Below are 18,299 nucleotides of genomic sequence, written 5' to 3'. Positions count from 1 at the left end.
TCGGGCGTGCGGCCCTGTGGTCAGATCCGGCCGAACATCCGCAGCATGTACTCCTTGCGGTCCAGCGGGTTGGTGTCGGTCCGACGGCGGCTCGGGGCCGCGCCGACGGCCGGCTGGAAGCTGTCGAACCGGGTGACCAACACTCCCTCACCCTGGCTCAGCCCCGGCAGCCGCTGCTCGAACTCCTGCGCCGTGCGGGCCGGGATGGTGCCCTCCACCAGGCAGGTGCTGCCCTGCGCCTTCGTCGTCTCCGGCGTGCCACCGCACTCCACCAGGTTCAACAGGACGGTGCTGACGTTCTCGGCCGGCACCTCCAGTTCGAACCTGTTCACCGGCTCGAACACCTGCGTCCCGGCCTGCTTGAGCGCGTTCATCAGCACCAGCGGGGTGAGCTTGCGGAAGTCGCCCGCCGCGCTGACCGGGCTGGCGAACCCGGTGTGGGTCAGCGTCACCAGGATGTCGAGCACCTCCCACCCGCACAGTCCCTGCTGGAGCGTCGAACGCGCCGCCTCCTCCACCGCCTTGTGGAAGGCGTACGGCAGCGAACCCAACTCGACCGACCGCCGGAAGACGACCCCCGAGCCGGGCTCTCCGGGCTCCACCCGCAGCCCGACCGTGGCCCAGAAGTAGGTCTTGCTCCGGTAGTCGATCTCCTCCGCCGACTCACCGACCCCGATCGGCCGCTCGACGCAGATGATCCGGGTGCCCTCGAACACCACGTCCAGCTTGTAGTCCTCGGCGAGCGTCGCCTTGATGACCTCCTTCTGCACCTCCCCGTAGAGGGAGACCGAGACCTCCTGCTCCTCGTCGTTCTTGCGGACGTTGATGAACGGGTCCTGGTCGGCCAACTGCAGCAGGGCCTCGTAGAGTTCGGGCATCGCGCCGGACCTCGTCGCCCTGACCACGGTCTCCAGGCTCGGCGGCGCGAACAGGTGCTGCCCGCGCAGCCCCTCGGCGGTGCCGAGCTGGTCCCCGATCCGGATGCCCTTGAGCCCCCAGACCTTGGCGATGTCACCGGCCGACGCCGGCGCCTCGACCACCGCGGAGCCCCGGTCGAACACCTCGACCACGGTCGTCCGGCCGGGCAGCTCGACGACGGCGCCGTGCTGGTCCTGCCGGTGGATGGAGACCTTGGTGCGGCCCTTGAGCGCCCCCGTGTGCAGCCGGACATAGGCGACCTTCTCGCCGGCCCAGCCGCGTTCGATCTTGAACACCGTTCCGCGCAGCGCATCGCCGGAGCCACCGTGATTGACCGGAAACAGGCTGGTGATCCCGCCCATCAGGTCGGTGATGCCGACGCCGGCCACGGCCGAGCCGAAGAACACCGGGTACAACTGCGCCGAGCCGGTCTGCCGGGCCAGCTCGGTCGTGTAATCCTGCTCGGTCAGCGCCGCCTCGTCGTCGAGGTAGCGCGCCAGGAACGCGTCGCCGTGCTCGGCCAGGACGTCGGCCAGTTCGGTGGCGAAGTCGTCCCCCGCCTCCTCCTCCGTGCCCCCCACCGCGATCCGGCGGGCCGCGGCGCTCGCCTGCGGCGTACCGATCCTCTCCACCCTGCTCATCGGGACGATGGCGGGCGTGAGTTCGGAGCGGATCGACTCCAGCAGGTCGTCGTGGCGGGCGCCCATGCGGTCGATCTTGTTGACGAAGAGGATCACCGGCATGCGCATCTTGACCAGCGTGCGCATCAGCAGGCGGGTCTGGGCCTGGACGCCCTCCACCGCGGAGATGACGAGCACCACGCCGTCGAGCACGCCGAGGGCCCGCTCCACCTCGGAGATGAAGTCCGGGTGGCCGGGGGTGTCGATGAGGTTGACCTTCACATCGCCGACGGTGAAGGACACCACCGCCGACCGGATGGTGATGCCGCGCTGCCGCTCCATGTCGTGGGAGTCGGTCTGAGTGTCGCCGCGATCGACGCTGCCGATCCGGTCGATGACGCCGGCGGTGTAGAGCAGCCGCTCGGTCAGGCTGGTCTTACCGGCGTCGACATGGGCCAGGATTCCGATGTTCACGCTTGACATGACGTGCTTCCCCTAGTTCTTCGGTCTTCGCTTGCACAACCGGAGCAACACGGATCTTTCGGGGCACGTCATTCTCCTCGTGTCGTGACAGTAGTCCAACCTGTCGCAGTCTAACAGCACTTGACGACCCGACCGCCGATCGACCCCCGTCGATCGGCGGGGGAGTATTCCTTTTGGAACAACCGTGCCGAGCGCCTGGGAATAGCAGTAGTGCCACCTTGCGCGCAGTCCCCTTGAGTCGTTGATCGAAGCGTGGATATACAGGAGTCGAGTGATTATCTCGGCGAAATCGGAGGCGTCATGAGGTTCAATGTTCTCGGCCCGATGGAAGTCCTCGATGCGGGAACCCCGTGCACACCCAGCGCGCTGAAGGTCCGGTGGACGCTGGCCATCCTGGTGATGCACGCCAATCGGATCGTCGACCTCGGCGTCATGATCGAGGAAATATGGGGCGACAATCCTCCGCGCACGGTGGTGACCACCGCGCAGACCTACATCTACCAACTCCGCAAACTCGGTCGGGTGGAGGGCCGCGACTTCATCCTCACCAAGGCGCCGGGCTACCTGTTGCTCCTGGGCGAGGAGGAGCTCGACTCCCAGGACTTCGAGCGGCTCTACAACGAGGGCGCCCGCCTGCTGGCCGACGGCCACCCCGAGGCGGCGTCGGACCGGTTGGGCCAGGCGCTGAGCCTGTGGCGTGGCGGCGCGCTGGCGGACATCCCCGTCGGCAGGGCGCTCGCCGGCCACGTGGCCGTCCTGGAGGAGATGCGCCTGCGCGCGCTGGAGAACCGCATCCTGGCCGATCAGCAGATCGGCCGGCACCGGGAACTCATACCGGAGCTACGGGCGTTGACGCTCCACCACCCGCTCAACGAGTGGTTTCACGAGCAGCTCATGCTCGCGCTCGACTGTGCCGGCAGACGCAGTGAGGCCCTGCACGTCTACCGGTCGCTCTACCGCAAGCTCGACGAGGACCTGGGCATCTACCCGTCGCAGCCGTTGCGGGAGCTGCACGACGATCTGCTCAGTGGAATCTCGCGGCTGTGGGAGCCGCGTCGGCCGAGTGCCGGGCAGGTGATGGAACTCGGCCAGCAGCCGGCCGGCTCAGCCTAGTGGCACCAGCAGGGAGGCGGCCCTGGCCTTGTTGACGGCATCGATCCGGGAGACCGCGTTGAGTTTCACGAAGACGTTCCTGAGGTGGCGTTTGACGGTGCCGGGGGCGATGCTGAGGTGGCCGGCGATGGCGGAGTTGCTCAGGCCGTTCGCCACAAGTCCCATGATCTCCCGTTCCCGTGAGGAGAGTTGGGATCCGCGTGGCCCGGTCATCCAGTCGATGCCGGAGCGGGAGGCCATGATGTACACCCGCTCCCGGTTGACGGCCAGCCCCCGGACCACGGACACCAGGCAGTCGCTGGTGACGTCCTCGCGCAGGTAGGCACTCACTCCGAAGCCGAGGTACATCTCCACCTCGCCCGGCCGCTCGCGCTTGCTCAGCACGACCACCCGGCAGCGGGCGCCGCGGGGGAGCAGCCGGCCCAGGGCCTGTTCGGTGGCCGCGTGCGAGTCGCCCACCCCGAACAGCACCACGTCGACGTGGTGTTCGGACAGCACCTCCAGCGCCTCGTCCACGGTGCCCACCGTCGCGCGTACGACCAGGTCGGGCTCGGCGGAGAGGAAGGCGTGCAGTCCTTGGCGCAGCAGCGAATTTCCTTCGAGGACGAGGACCGACGTGCGATTCTTTATCATTGTCACGATAGACCTCGTTGGTAGAAGGCGCGAATTCCCGGCCGTGGCAGCCGTTTTCGGCCCGCCGCGGAGAGCGGCGCGCCCGACGGGATTCGACGGCAACGGGCGTGTGGGGGGAGTGATATCGGGGGCTGCGCGGTGTCGAGCCCGCTGGTGCCATTCGGCCGTCCCGGCCCGGTGGTCCGCGAGGCCTCGACCGTCGGTGTGAGGTCCGGCCTCGATGCCGACGGAGGCTTGCGCGCACCGGCGTCACCTGCACCTTCGGGCGACCGCCGCCCTCGTGGGCGGCGGCGCCGACCGTCACGGCAGCGGCCACAGTGCAGGTCCGGGGTCAGCCATCAACTGGGAACGCCAACCATTCATCTTCTTCCGATCGTCGATCAGCGGCTGGTTTTCGCGGGCTTTATGGTCCAGATCACAACCCCGCTTGCCGCAGAGGCAACGGGGTGCTGGAGTCCGAAGCCGCGGCGGCACCGGGACTGTTGCCGTGACCTGATGTAAGGAGAACCTAACCGACCCTCGCGGGCAGCCCAAGGGCGCTTTTTCGCCGCGTCGGAAACGGTGAGATCACGGGATGATCTCGCTCTCCGTGAACGAAGCGCGATGCCGGCCCGGCCGTGCGCATCTCGTGTGATTGGTGGGTGTGAAGAGGGGGAAGGGACTGTGAATGATCACAATCTCCGTTGCGGCTCGCGGCAACCTGGCGGCCCGTCCGCGCGGGACCGCCGCTCCCCGGCTCATCGTCGACTGAACTAGCGAGGTGAGCCGGGATGTTGGCGTGGGCAACCGCCCGCTCCGGCAGGCCGCCCCGTGCTTCTCGGGCCTGCCGTCCGCCTCCTCGGCCGCTCTCGGTTCGGCGGCCCCGGTGCGATCGGCCCTGCTGTTCTGGTCGCGCACCGGTGATGGTCGCGGGCGGCCTGATGCCGTCGGGTGACGTGACGACAGTCGAGGGAGTGATGCCGATCAGCAGATCAGCAGATCAGCCGATCAGCGGGAAGGCGTCCCACTCCTCGGTGGCGGCGCCGGTGCCCGGCTCGGACGCGGCTCAGGGGTACGGGCGTGGGTGTGGGCGTGCAGGGGGCGAGGGCCGGGCCTGCCGTCCCCTCCAGTCCAGGAGGCCGGGAGGGTCGCCGACGCCTCGATCGCCTTGCCCGGTCCGCACAGCCAGCTGCCGTCGCCGCCGGGGGCGGCCCAGCGCGGGATGTCCGGCGCGCTCCGCGCCCTCATCGCCTCCGGCCACGATGGGGTTCGAGCAGGCAGGCGGCAGCTGTTATGCGCCGATCTCCGAGCGCGGCCTGATCGGCGAGCTTCGTACGGCCGCGCTGGTCGGTACGAACGTGCTGATCACGCGGTTCTTCGCCGCGGACGGCGCGCCGCCTTCAACCTCGACCGCGCACTGGGCCGACACGGCAGCGCCCGGCCGGGCGCGGGCCGGCCGCCGGTCGGCCGGGGCCCTCAGGCCTGCCGTCGTACGGCGATGACCGCCGCGCCCAGGACGCACGCGCCGGCGGCGGTGAGGTAGGCGAGGTGGTAGCCGGCGAGCTGGTCCGTGCTGGTCGCGGCGACCAGGACCATCACCGCGACGCCCGCACTCGCGCCGATCTGCTGCGCCACGACGTTCACCGCCCCGGCGACGGCGTGCTGCTGCGCCGGGACTCCGGTGAGCCCGGCGGACGTCATCGAGGGGAAGTTCAGCCCCTGGCCGATGCCGCTGAGCACCAGGCCGGGCAGCACGTACTGCACGTAGCCGCCGTCGTGCGGTGTGCCCAGCCACAGCGCGGCACCCCCGCCGATCAGCACGAGGCCGACCGCCATCAGCGTGCGCGGGGTGAACCGGGCCAGCAGGCGTCCGGTGGCGAAGTTGGCGGTGAGGAACACGGCCAGGGACATCGGCACCAGCGCGAGACCGGACTCGAACGGGGAGTAGTCCAGCATTCCCTGGAGGTACAGCGGCGCGAAGAACAGCAGCCCGACCGATCCCATGTACTGGAGGAACGCCGCCAGGCTCGCGGCCCGGACCGACCTGATCCGGAAGAGGCCGAGCGGTAGCACCGGGTCGGCGGTGCGGTGCTCACGCACGACGAACAGCACCAGGGAGGCCACCGCGGCGCCGAGGACGATCCACGCCGTCGCGCCGTCACTGCTCACGCCGACGATGAGCAGGGTGAGGCCGAGCGTGCCCGTGATCGCGCCGGGCAGGTCCAGTCGGCCGCTGTGCCCGGCGCCGCCGGGCAGTCCGGCGCGGGTCGCGGCCAGTACGGCGAGCCCGAGCAGCACCGAGAACCACAGCACCGAACGCCAGCCGAGGAACTGGGTCAGTACGCCGCCCAGCATCACCCCGCCGCTGAAGCTCGCGGCGCCGACCGCCGCGTACACGCTGAAGGCCCGGTTGCGGGCCGGACCGGCCGGAAACGTCTCGGTGAGCAGGGCCAGCGCGGCCGGGCCCGACAGGGCGGCGCCGATGCCCTGGACGGCGCGCGCACCCAGCAGCACCGCGGTGTCCGGGGCCAGCGCCCCGACCAGCGCGGACACGGTGAACAGGGCGACCCCGACCTCGAACACCCGTCGCCGGCCGAGGACGTCGGCCAGTCGGCCGCCCACCAGCAGGAAGCCGGCGAACGTGACGGCGTAGGCGGTCATGACCCACTGGAGCGTGGTCTCGTCCAGGTCGAAGCGCGCTCCGACCGATGGCAGGGCGGCGTTGAGGACTCCGAGGCCGCTCACGTCCAGGGCGAGCGCCCCGGCCAGTACGCCGAGTGCCAGCCCCGGCCGGAGCGCCGACTTGACCGCGGTGCCGGTGGTGCCGGCGGTGTCGGTGGCGTCCGTCATGCGGGCCTGCCGTCGACGTCGCGGCCGGTGAGCCCGGCTAAGGAACGGTCGGCACGGGCTGACGCCGCATCAAGGTTCTCAACTGCCATGGGGGTCAGCTTGCATGGGTCGCTCAGCCGCTGTCTACCCCCGTCGCGTGCCGGTGGGGCGCGCCTTTCGCGGGGTCGTGCGCCTATCCCGGCCGGGGCGCGGTGATGCGGGGGCGCCGCCGAGTCGAGGTGCCATTTCGGACCGCCGACGGCTCCCACTCGAACCGGACACTTGGAGATCAAATCTCGCCACTGCCTCAACCAGCCCTCGAATGGCGCTTGTCTCACCATTAACAAACTGGCACTCTGCTGTCCGCCGGTCGGATTAGCACTGACGATCCATTTTGCCTCAACCAGCATACTCGTTGCGCTTGACCAAATGGACCTTGGAGCCCATCGACAGTAGCCGTGCAGGTGAAGATTCCGCGTACGCGATCCTGTCGTCGATGCACTCGCGGACCGATGTGACCCAGAGACGCCCGTGATTTCTCCCGCGGTGAGAACGAGCTGCGCCGCCAGCTGAAACAGCGGTACACGAACGGGAGTTCTCGCCCGCCGTGAACGTGGGGATCGGAAACGCCGATCTCATCCGCACGCCAACCGTCGGCCCCACCCAGGAACTTGATGCGGCGAAGGGGACCCTCCGCGTCATGAGCCGCCCCCCGTATCCGGCTGCCCGGGTGCGGACCGCCCCCCCTGGCCGGTCGGCCGTGAAGCTCCACCCGTCCATTCCATCCGCCCTGTTGAGGGAGTCGCCGTGCCCCGAGAGCGCGCAGCGCGAGACATTTCCGCCGTAACGGATTTCCTGCTTTCCCGTGTTGTCGAGCTGCTGGACGTGTCCGCGAGCACGGTGGACCGCTCGGCGCCGCTGCACCGGTACGGACTGGACTCGCTGAGATCGGTGACCCTCGCGGCCTCGCTGTCCGAGTTCCTCGGCTGGCAGGTCCCGGCCACCTGGATGTGGCAGTACCCGACCGTCGACGCGCTGGCGCGTGCGCTCGTCGACGGTCCGCGTGCCGCGGAGCCCGCCCCGGCCACCGAGCGCCGCCGCCTGCCCTCGCACGAGCCCGTCGCGATCGTGGGCATCGGCTGCCGGTTCCCCGGCGGGCCGGACCCGTCGTCGTTCTGGCAGCTGCTCGTCGAGGGCGGCGACGCCGTCGGGCCGGTACCGGCCGCGCGACGCGAGCTGCTGAACGACAGGGTGCGCTGGGGCGGCTTCATCGACGGCATCGACCGGTTCGATCCGCTGTTCTTCGGCATCTCGCCCCGCGAAGCCGTCCAGATGGACCCGCAGCAGCGCCTGATCCTGGAGCTGTCCTGGGAGGCGCTGGAGGACGCGGGCATCGCCCCGCACAGCCTGGTCGACAGCGACACCGGCGTGTTCATGGCCTCCTGTTGGGGCGACTACGCCGCCCTGGCGCACTACCGCGGCCCCGACAGCCAGATCACCCCGCACACCGCGACGGGCATGCACGACGGCATCATCGCCAACCGGGTCTCCTACGTCCTCGGCCTCCAGGGCCCGAGCATGGCCATCGACGCCGCCTGCGCCGGATCGCTGGTCTCGGTGCACGTGGGGTGCCAGTCGATCTGGCTGGGCGAGAGCGACCTGGTGCTGGCCGGCGGCGTGAACCTGAGCTTCGTCTCCGACTACTACACCGCCATGGACGCGATGGGCGCGCTCGCCCCGGACGGCCGCTGCAAGTCCTTCGACGCCCGCGCCAATGGCTACGTCCGCGGCGAGGGCGCCGGCGTCGTCGTACTCGCCCCGCTGAGCGTGGCGCTGGAGCGCGACCTGCCGGTGTACTGCCTGATCAAGGGCAGCTCCTCCAACAACGACGGCCTGAGCAACGGCATGACGGCGCCGAACCCCCAGGCGCAGGAGAAGATGCTCCGCACCGCGTACCAGCGGGCGGGCATCGCACCGCACCTCGTGGACTACATCGAGTGCCACGGCTCCGCGACACCCCTCGGCGACCCGATCGAGGCCAACGCCATCGGCGCGGTCCTCGGCGGCGGCCGTACGGAGCCGCTGCGGCTCGGGTCCGTCAAGTCCAACGTCGGGCACCTGGAGGCGGCCGCCGGCATCGTCGGCCTGGTCAAGCTCGCGATGTCGATGCGCAACGGCGTGCTGCCGCCGAGCCTGCACTACAGCGCGCCGAACCCGCAGATCATGTTCGACGAGTACAACCTCACCGTCCAGGACCGGCTGACGCCGTGGCCGCGACGCTCCGACGCCCGCCGGGGCGGCGTCAGCTCGTTCGGGTTCGGCGGCGCGATCTGTCACGTCGCCGTCGAGGAACTGCCGCGCCCCGAGAGCTCGCTGCTCCTGCTGGCCGCGGACTCCCGGGAGGCGCTGGCCGAGCGGGCCCGGGCGCTGCGCGACGAGAGCGACCTGCGCGAGCTCTGCCGCCGGACGCCCGGCGACGGCCCGTTCCGGCTCGCGGCCACCGCCCGCGACATGCCCGAACTCCGCTCCCAGCTGGACGCCTTCGGCAGCGGGGCGAAGGCCGCCGGGCTGAGCGTCGGGGAGCGGACCGGACGTAGGCCGCGGGTGGCCTTCCTGTTCTCGGGCAACGGCTCGCAGTGGGTGGGCATGGGCCGGCAACTGCTCGCCGGAATGCCCGTGTTCCGCCGGTCCATGATGAAGTCCGACCGGCGGATGCGGGAGCTGCTGGGCTTCTCGCTCGTCGAGCAGCTGATGTCCCCGGACGGCCGCATCGACGACATGGACGTCTTCCAGCCGCTGCTGTTCTCCCTCCAGGTCGCGCTGGCCGAGGCCTGGCGCTCGCTGGGGGTGGAGCCGGACGTCGTCGTGGGGCAGAGCGTCGGCGAGTTCGCCGCCTCCCACATCGCCGGCGCGCTCGACTTCGACGACGCCTCCCGCTTGGCCGCCCACCACGGCCGGCTCCTCCAGCAGCTCGCGGTGGGGCGCGGCGAGGGCATCGTGGTGATGACCGCTGCCGACGAGGTCGAGCCGTACCTGACCGGCCGGCTCACCGTCTCCGGCCACAACGGCCTGAGCTCCACCCTGGTCACCGGCACACCGCAGGAGATCGACGACCTCGTCCAGCGGCTGACCGCGGCGGGCGTCACCAACCACCGGGTCCGGATGGGCCACGCCCCGCACTCCCCGCTGGTCGACCACGTCCTCGCCCCGCTGAAGGTCGAACTCGACGGCATCAGGCCCCGGACCACCCGCATCCCGATGATCTCGACGGTCACCGGCGAACGCGTCGACGGCGCCGAGCTCGGGCCGGACTACTGGGCGGACAACCTGCGCCGGGAGATCCGGGTGGTCGACGCCCTGACGAACCTGCGCGACCACGACGTCGACGCGGTGATCGAGATCAGCCCGCACCCCGTCCTGCTCAAGTCGGTGTCGGAGATCCTGACGGCGACCACCCTGCCCTCGCTGCGCCGCGGCGCCGACGAGGCCTCGACCCTGCTCGGCTCGCTCGGCGCCCTGTACACCGCAGGCCTCCCCGTCACGGCCCACCCGTTCCTCGCGGGCGACCGCGGGCGGCACGTCACGCCCGGCCGCAGCGACGCCGCCGCCGACGAGCAGGTGCACCTCGTCCCCGTCACCGCCCGGACGGCCGGCGCGCTGACCGACACCTGCCGCGAGCTGTCCAACCACGTCGAACGCGACGCGGGCCTGCGGGTCTCCGACCTCGCCTACACGCTCGCCGCCAGGCGCACCCACCACAACCACCGGATCGCCCTGTTCGCCCGCAACCGGCAGGACGTCCTGGACGGCCTCGCCCGGGTCGCCGCCGGCCAGCCGCACCCCGACGTCGTCACGGGCACGGTCTCCGGCAACGTCGACCGGCGGGTCGCGCTGGTGTTCTCCGGCGGCGGCACCCAGTGGGTCGGCATGGGCCGCGAACTCCTGCGCTCGCACGCCGGCTTCCGCACCTGGATGACCGCCTGCGACGCCGCCGTGCGCGCGGCCGGCGGCTGCTCGGTGCTCGACCAGCTCGCCGCCCCGGCCGACGAGGCCAGGTACGAGGAGATGGACTTCCAGCAGCCCGTGCTGTTCGCCCTCCAGGTCTCGCTGGCGAAGGTCTGGCTCGGACTCGGCATCCAGCCGACCGCCGTCGTCGGGCACAGCCTGGGCGAGGTCGCGGCCGCCTGCGTGGCCGGCGCGCTGTCGCTGGAGGACGCCGCCCGCGTGGTGGTCGCCCGGTCGCACCTGCTGGAGCGCAAGGCCGCCGCGGGCGCCATGATCTCCGTCGACCTGCCGGAGGCGGAGCTGCTGCCGCGGCTCGCCCCCTACGCCGCGCACGCGGCCGTCGCCGTGGTCAACAGCCCCACCAGCGCGGCGGTCTCGGGCTCGCCCGAAGCCGTCGACGCCCTGGAGGCCGACCTCAAGCGGGACGGCATCTCGACCCGGCGGATCCGGGTCGAACGGCCGGTGCACAGCCCCGGCATGGACCCGCTGCTCCAGCCGCTGCGCGCGGGCATCGACGGCATCACCCCGCTGACACCCGGCATCGACTTCCACTCCACGGCACTGGCCGACACGGTGAACCCGGTCGCCGACGTCGACTACTGGGTGCACAACCTGCGCAACCAGGTCCGGTTCGCCGAGACGATCGGCGCGCTGGTCGACCAGGGCGTCGGCACCTTCATCGAGATCGGCCCGCACGAGACGCTGCGCGGCGCGGTCGAGGAGATCGCGCTGACCCGTGGCGCCCAGGTGCACGCGATCAACTCCCTGCGGCGCGACGAGAGCGACGTCCGCTGCCTGCTGGGCGCCGCCGCGTCGTTGTACGTCAGGGGCCTGCCGCTGACCTTCGACCCGCTGTTCGGCGACGACGTCGAGGTCGTGGAGACGCCGCTCGTCCAGTGGCAGAAGGACCGCTACTGGATCGACACCGAGCCCCGCCCCGCCCAGTCGTCGGCCCCGGCCCCGGCCGTCGAAACCGTGGCCGCGCCCGTGGCCCGTGTGGTGGAGGAGGAGCAGCCGGCGGCGATCCGGCCGGTGGCGGAGGTCGTCCTCGCCGAGCTCGCCGACGCGCTGGGCGTGCCGGTGAGCAGGTTCGACGTGAACGCCAGCATGCTCGACTTCGGCCTCGACTCGATGCTGGCGATCCGCCTCGTCAACAGGCTGCAGTCGCTGTTCGGGCACCGGGTGTCGCCGGTGGTGTTCCTGGACGGCCGGCCCATCTCCGAGGTCGTCGGCCACTTCGTCGGGCTCACCGCCGGACCGGCCGCGCCCGCGACGGCACCGCCCGTACCGGCAGCCGCCCCCGCCCCCGCCCAGGCCCCCGAGGCCGAGCCGGACCGGACGTACCTCGACGAGCTGTCCGAACTGGACGCCGAGGAGCTGGTCGACGAACTGGACGCGCGCGGACTGCTGGAGGCCACCGACGCCCCGGCCCTGGACCAGCTGCGCGCCGACGGCCTCGGCCTCGCCCTGGCGCCGGCCTCGCACGGCCAGGCCTCGCTGTGGTTCATGCAGATGGTCGCGCCGGACGCCGTGCCCTACAACTTCATGGTGACCGCCCGGATCCGGACCGCCGTCGACGAGAAGGCCCTGGAGCGCGCCGTCCAGGCCGTGATGGAGCGCCACCCCGCCCTGCGCACCCTCTTCGTGGAGGCGGGCGGCAGCCCGTACCAGGTCATCCTGGACGAACCGGTGTACGAGTTCGTCGTGGCGGACGGCACCGACCTGGACGACGAACAGGCCCGCGAGGAACTGGCCCGCTACGGGCACGAGCCGCTCGACCTGGACAACGGGCCGCTGGTGCGGGTCGTCCTCATGACGCGCGGACCGGCGGACCACTACCTGCTGGTGCTCGTCCACCACATCGCGTCGGACGCGGCGTCGGCCGACGTCATGATCCGCGAACTCCAGGAGTACTACGAGGGCGCCGACCCCGCCGACAGCGCGCCGGTCGCCCCGTACACGGAGTTCGTCGAATGGGAGCGGCAGTGGCTGGCCGGCCCGGCGGCCGGCGCGGCCCTGGACTGGTGGTCGCAGAAGCTGGCCGACCCGCCCGCCCACCTCGACCTGTCCACCAAGGAGCGGCCGCCGGGCGTCACCTACGAGGGCCGCGACCTCGCCTTCCGCTGGAACGCCGAACAGACCCGCCTGCTACGGGAGTTCGCGGTGCGCGAAGGCGTGTCGATCAGCACCGTCGTACTGGCCGGGTTCTTCGCCACGCTCAACCGCGCGGTCGGCACCGAGGACGCCGTGCTGGCCACCGCCATCGCCCAACGCGCCGAACCCGGCTGGGAATCCGCCATCGGCTACTACCTCAACACCGTGCTGGTGCGGGCGAACCCCGCCGGTGACCGCAGCTTCCGCGAACTGCTGCGCGAGGTCCACGCCTTCTCGCTCGGCCTCCTGGAGCACATGAACTACCCCCTCGACCTGCTGGCCTCCCAACTGCGGCCGCCGAGGGCCGAGGGCCGCTCCCCGTGGTTCGACGTGGTCGTCAACTGGCTGTCCTCGGACGCGTTCCCCCGGTCCGTCAAGCTCTTCCACGGCATCGGCGACACCATCACGCCCGACGGCGCGCTGCCGCTCGAACCGCTTCAGGTGCGCAGGCACCTCGCCAAGTTCGACCTCGAAATCTCGATGGCCGACATCGACGGCGAGGTGGCCGGCCACGTCCAGTTCAAACCGAGCTACCTGGAAAGGCAGACCGTGACGGCACTGCTCGCGCTGTACCGCACCGTGCTCTTCGACGCGATCGCCCAACCCGACCGGGCCCTCGGCGACTTGGCGCCGACCGGCCTCCCCGAGGAGACGGACCAGTGACCGAGACCCTGTATTCCGCGTTCGTCGAGCAGGCGCTCAAGAGCCCCGACGCGACCGCCGTCTACTCCGACGCCGGCGTCCTGACCTACGGCGAACTGAACGAACGCTCCCGGGAGTTGGCCGAACGGCTGGTCGCCGACGGCGCGGGCCCCGGCGTCCCGGTCGGCATCTGCGTCGAGCGCACCCCCGACCTGCTCGTCGGCATCCTGGCGGCCCTGCGCGCCGGATCCTGCTACCTGCCGCTGGACCCGAACTACCCCGCCGACCGGCTGACCTTCATGGTCCAGGACAGCGGGACCCGCCTGCTGCTCACCACGCCCGCGTCCCGGGCCAGTTGCCCGCCCGGACCGACCGTGGTCGTGCTCGGGGAGAGCGTGACGACCGAGCCCGGCGCGAAGCCCGCCGCGGTCGTGCCCGGCGACACCGCGTACGTCATCTACACCTCGGGCTCCACCGGCAGGCCCAAGGGCGTGGCCGTCCGGCACAGCGGCTGCGTGGCGATGCTCGCCGAGATGGACCGGGTGCTCGACGGCTGTGACCTGAGCGGAGTCTCGGCGGCGAGCTCGGTCTGCTTCGACCTGTCCGTGATGGAGATCTTCAACGCGCTGTGCCGCGGCGGCGCCGTCGTGCTCGTCGAGAGCGCCGTGCACCTGCCGGAGAGCCGGTACGCCGACAGGATCACCCACCTGAACGTCGTCCCCTCGGTCATGAACAGCCTGCTCGACGCCGGAGCCCTGCCCCCGAACGTGCGCACCGTCGTGTTCGGCGGCGAGGCCCTGCGCCGCAAGCTGGTGGACCGCACCTACCGGGAGACCGGCGCCGACCGGGTGTTCAACGCCTACGGCCCCACCGAAGGGACGGTCTTCTGCTCGTTCGGGCCGGTGCCCGAGGACGGGACCGACGAACCGACGATCGGCCCGCCGACGACCAGCGACCGGGTCTACGTGCTCGACGAGCAGCTGAATCCGCTCCCGGCCGGCGAGCCCGGCGAGCTCTACCTCGGCGGCGCCGGCCTCGCGCACGGCTACGTCAACCGGCCGCGCACCACGGCCGAACGCTTCGTGCCGGACCCGTTCCGCAACGGCGAACGCATGTACCGCACCGGGGACGTCGTCAAGTTCACCGACGACGGCGAACTCCGCTTCCTCGGCCGCACCGACCACCAGGTCAAGCTGCGCGGCTACCGCATCGAGCTGGAGGAGGTCGAGGCCCGGCTGACCGGCTGCCCCGAAGTCCGGGAGGCCGCCGTCGTCGTCCGGGGCAACCGGCTCGTCGGCTACGTCGTGCCCGCCGGCGACGACGCGCCGCAGGGCGGCCCCCGGCTGGACGCCGCGCTCCAGAGCGCCGTCACCGGCAGGCTCGCTGCCGAACTGCCCGACTACATGGTGCCCGCGACGCTCGTGTTCCTCGCCGCCCTGCCGCTGGGGCCGGGCGGCAAGCTCGACCGCAACGCGCTGCCCGAGCCGCCGGCCGCCGACACCGGCGGGCCCCTGACGGCCGCCGGCACACCGACCGAGGTCGCCCTGTCGGAGATCTGGGGCCAGCTGCTCGACCTCGAACCGTCGAGCATCGACGTGCAGTCCGCCTTCTACGACCTCGGCGGGGACTCCCTGCTGCTCATCCGCCTCGCCCGGCTGATGACCCGGCGCTTCGACCGCCGCGTCCGGGTGCCCGACCTCTTCAGCTTCCGCGACATCTCCTCCCTCGCCCGCTGGCTCGACGACGAGAGCGGCGCCACCCCCGAGGCGGTCCAGTCCGCCCGTGCGCGCGCCAACACCCGCCGGGCCGCGCTGCGCGGCCGCGGCGGCGCCACCGGCCGCTGAACCACGAGCCGCTGAGTCTGCTGAGCCACCCTCACTCGAAACGAAGCAGGAGCCTCCCCATGACCGACAACCCCGAGCAGGACTACGACCCGGGCGACGTGGCCGTCATCGGCATGTCCCTGCGGGCGCCCGGAGCCCGCACCAAGGAGCAGTTCTGGGACAACCTCGTCCACGGCCGGGAGTCCGTGTCGTTCCTGGCCAAGGACGACATCCACGTCGACGAGACCCTGATCCACAGCCCGTTCTACGTACGGGCCTGCGGCGTGCTCGACACGTACGACAAGTTCGACCCGTCGGTGTTCGGCATCAGCGACCGGATGGCGGCCGCGATGACCCCGGAGAACCGGCTGTTCCTGGAGAGCGCCTGGGAGACGCTGGAGGACGGCGGCTACGACCCGGACCGGCTCCGGGCCGAGATCGGCATGTACGGTGCCAACAACCCGCAGACCGCCGCGCTCTACAGCTCCCCGCCGGACCGGGTGTCGGTCGGCCCCGAGGCGATCGAGGCCAGCCTGGCGTGGTCGCCGGACACCATGACCTCCAACGCCCTGTACTACATGGGGCTCATCGGCGAGGCCGTCACCGTCGCCGCCGTCTGCGCGGGCTTCCATTACGCGGTCCACCTGGCCTGTCAGTCGCTGCTGCTCGGCCAGACCGACCTGGCGATCGCCGGCGGCGCCATGGTCCGCCTGCCGCACCCGCGCGGCCACCTGTGGGAGGAGAACCGCATCCTGTCGAAGGACGGCCACTGCCGCCCGTTCGACGCCAACGGCACCGGCACCGCGCTGTCCAGCGGCGTCGTCACCGTGCTGCTGAAGCCGCTGGGCCACGCCGTCGCCGACCGCGACCACATCTACGCCGTCGTCAAGGGCTCGGCCGTCAACAACAACGGCGTCAGCGCGATGGCGTACGGCCTGGCCCAGCCCGAGCGGCTGAGCGCCTGCATCGCCAACGCCATGGAGGTCGGCGGCGTCACCCCGGACACCGTGTCCATGTACGAGGCCAACGGTCTCGGCCTGCCGATGACCGACGAGCTCGAAGTGCACGCGGCGACCATGGCGTTCGGGAAGCAGACCGCGACCACCTCGATCGGCGGGGTCAAGGGCAACGTCGGCCACGGCGGCGTGGTCTCGGGCGGCTTCGGCGCGATCAAGGCCGCGCTGGCCCTGCACCACAAGACGCTCCCGGCGACGATCAACCTCACCGAGGTCAACCAGGACCTCGACTTCCCCAGCACCCCCTTCGTGCCGCAGATCGAAGGGGCGCCCTGGGAGCCGCAGGCCGGCATCCGCCGCGCGGGCATCACCTCGATCGGTGGCGGCGGCTACAACGCGCACCTGCTGCTGGAGGAGGCGCCGACGGCCGCCGGGCGCGCCCCCGAGGACGAGGGCCGGCCGCGGCTGGCCACCCTGTCCGCCCTGGACGACGACGCGCTGGCCCGGCAGCGTACGCGGCTCAAGGAGCGGCTGGAGGCCGACTCCGACCTGCGCCTGGACGACGTCTGCTTCAGCCTCAACCTCGGCCGCAAGGTGATGGCCCGCCGGTGGGCGGCCGTGGTCCGCAGCCGCGCGGAGTTGATCGCGGCGCTGTCCGACGACGCCGCCCGCGGCCCCGCCACCACGACCGCCGCCGCCCCGCAGACCGACCCGGGCTCCTTCTCCCGCACCGACAACGGGATCGTGCCCTCCGGCCAGGACGAGCGGGCGCTGGCCGAACTGGCCGCCGCCTGGGTGACCGGCCAGCAGGTGGACTTCGACGCCCTGCACCGGGGGCAGGCCAGCCACCGGGTGCCGCTGCCCACCTACCCGTTCCAGCCGCGCCGGTTCTGGCGCACGGACTGGTGACCATGAGCACGCCGCCACCGGACACCGTGGACCTGGGCGACCCGGCCACCTTCGCGGACCACGACCTCGACGGGTTCTGGCGCACCCTGCGGGACACCGCCCCGATGCACTGGAACCCGCCCGTCGACGGCCGCCGGGGATTCTGGGTGCTCTCCCGCCACGACGACATCATGGCCACCTACCGGGACAACGCGAACTTCACCTCCGAGCGCGGCAACGTCCTCGTCACGCTCCTGGAGGGCGGCGACGCCGGGGCCGGCCGGATGCTGGCCGTCACCGACGGGCCCCGGCACCACGAACTGCGCAAGATCCTCCAGCGGGTGCTCTCGCCGAGGGTGCTCGACGAGGTCGCGCAGACCGTCCGCGTCAACACCCGGCAGTGGATCCGCGAGGCCGTCGAATCCGGCGGCTGCGAGTTCGCCGAGGAGATCGCCAGCCGGATCCCGATGACCACGATCTCGAACCTGCTCGGCGTGCCCGAGCAGGACCGGGACTACCTGCTCAGCCTGACCAAGACCGCGCTGTCGGCCGAGGACGAGGACGTCGACGAAGTCGACTCCGAGATGGCCCGCAACGAGATCCTGATGTACTTCATGGACGTCGTCGAGGAACGGCGCGAGTCCCCGGGCGACGACGTGATCAGCATGCTGATCGGCAGCTCCATCGACGGCGTGCCGCTGTCCGACGAGGACGTCGTGCTCAACTGCTACAGCCTGATCATCGGCGGCGACGAGACCAGCCGGCTGACGATGATCGACTGCGTCCACACCCTCGCCGCCCAACCCGAACAGTGGCGGCGGTTCAAACACGGCGAGGTCGCGGTCGAGACCGCCGTGGACGAGGTGCTGCGCTGGGCCTCGCCCACGATGCACTTCGGGCGCAGCGCTGTACGGGAGACCGAACTGCACGGCGTCCGGCTGCGGCCGGGCGACATCGTCACGCTCTGGCACGCCTCCGGCAACCGCGACGAACGGGTCTTCGCCCGGCCCGGGGCGTTCGACCTCGGCCGCACCCCCAACAAGCACCTGGCCTTCGGCTACGGCCCGCACTTCTGCGTCGGCTCGTACCTGGCCAAGGTGGAGATCGCCGAACTGCTCACGGCCCTGCGGGACTTCACCACCGGATTCGAGCAGACCGAGGAGGCGCTGCGGATCCGGTCCAACTTCCTGACCGGGTTCTCCACGATGCCGGTGCGGTTCGAACCCGACCACCGCGGACTGAAAGAGGTCGACTGA

The 18,299-nt window shown here is 71.3% G+C and carries 8 protein-coding genes; 5 read left to right on the top strand and 3 right to left on the bottom strand.

The window, feature by feature from the left end; translation table 11 throughout:
• Window positions 1-20 precede the first annotated feature (20 nt).
• Window positions 21-2,021 (bottom strand): TetM/TetW/TetO/TetS family tetracycline resistance ribosomal protection protein, encoded by a 2,001-nt coding sequence (locus A6F73_RS03085; protein WP_063346325.1) that lies wholly within the window; start codon window positions 2,019-2,021, stop codon window positions 21-23.
• A gap of 300 nt (window positions 2,022-2,321) precedes the next feature.
• Between A6F73_RS03085 and A6F73_RS03080 the strand changes: the two genes are divergently transcribed.
• On the top strand, window positions 2,322-3,134 hold the full coding sequence (locus tag A6F73_RS03080) for an AfsR/SARP family transcriptional regulator (RefSeq protein WP_063346324.1): 813 nt from the start codon (window positions 2,322-2,324) through the stop codon (window positions 3,132-3,134).
• Here A6F73_RS03080 and A6F73_RS03075 read toward each other — a convergent pair.
• Together A6F73_RS03075 and A6F73_RS03070 are read right to left on the bottom strand one after the other, a co-directional pair.
• On the bottom strand, window positions 3,126-3,767 hold the full coding sequence (locus A6F73_RS03075; RefSeq protein ID WP_063346323.1) for a response regulator transcription factor: 642 nt from the start codon (window positions 3,765-3,767) through the stop codon (window positions 3,126-3,128). The two genes, A6F73_RS03080 and A6F73_RS03075, sit on opposite strands and share 9 nt — an antisense overlap.
• A gap of 1,455 nt (window positions 3,768-5,222) precedes the next feature.
• Window positions 5,223-6,596 (bottom strand): MFS transporter, encoded by a 1,374-nt coding sequence (locus A6F73_RS03070; RefSeq protein ID WP_063346322.1) that lies wholly within the window; start codon window positions 6,594-6,596, stop codon window positions 5,223-5,225.
• Between the two features lie 786 nt (window positions 6,597-7,382).
• On the opposite strand from A6F73_RS03070, the gene A6F73_RS03065 reads away from it, so the two are divergent.
• Genes A6F73_RS03065 through A6F73_RS03050 form a run of 4 tightly spaced genes read left to right on the top strand, consistent with a single transcriptional unit; the run spans window position 7,383 to window position 18,299 of the window.
• Entirely contained in the window at window positions 7,383-13,397 is a 6,015-nt protein-coding gene (locus A6F73_RS03065) for a type I polyketide synthase (RefSeq protein WP_079135388.1), read from the top strand.
• Window positions 13,394-15,220 (top strand): non-ribosomal peptide synthetase, encoded by a 1,827-nt coding sequence (locus A6F73_RS03060; RefSeq protein ID WP_063346321.1) that lies wholly within the window; start codon window positions 13,394-13,396, stop codon window positions 15,218-15,220. Before A6F73_RS03065 ends, A6F73_RS03060 begins: the two co-directional genes overlap by 4 nt.
• 59 nt (window positions 15,221-15,279) lie before the next feature.
• On the top strand, window positions 15,280-17,064 hold the full coding sequence (locus tag A6F73_RS03055) for a type I polyketide synthase (protein WP_063346320.1): 1,785 nt from the start codon (window positions 15,280-15,282) through the stop codon (window positions 17,062-17,064).
• Window positions 17,061-18,299, top strand: a complete 1,239-nt coding sequence (locus tag A6F73_RS03050) for a cytochrome P450 (RefSeq protein ID WP_063346319.1) — start codon at window positions 17,061-17,063, stop codon at window positions 18,297-18,299. Before A6F73_RS03055 ends, A6F73_RS03050 begins: the two co-directional genes overlap by 4 nt.

The sequence above is a fragment of the Streptomyces sp. MJM8645 genome, assembly GCF_001625365.1.
Taxonomy (GTDB): domain Bacteria; phylum Actinomycetota; class Actinomycetes; order Streptomycetales; family Streptomycetaceae; genus Kitasatospora.
Note: the sequence above shows the minus strand (reverse complement) of the source record. Positions and strands in the feature narration are given on the sequence as shown.

Bases quoted from the DNA above. Each gene is read 5' to 3' on its own strand.
- A6F73_RS03085 (WP_063346325.1), bottom strand. From the start codon at position 2,021: ATGTCAAGCGTGAACATCGGAATCCTGGCCCATGTCGACGCCGGTAAG.
- A6F73_RS03080 (WP_063346324.1), top strand. From the start codon at position 2,322: ATGAGGTTCAATGTTCTCGGCCCGATGGAAGTCCTCGATGCGGGAACC.
- A6F73_RS03075 (WP_063346323.1), bottom strand. From the start codon at position 3,767: ATGATAAAGAATCGCACGTCGGTCCTCGTCCTCGAAGGAAATTCGCTG.
- A6F73_RS03055 (WP_063346320.1), top strand. From the start codon at position 15,280: ATGACCGACAACCCCGAGCAGGACTACGACCCGGGCGACGTGGCCGTC.
- A6F73_RS03070 (WP_063346322.1), bottom strand. From the start codon at position 6,596: ATGACGGACGCCACCGACACCGCCGGCACCACCGGCACCGCGGTCAAG.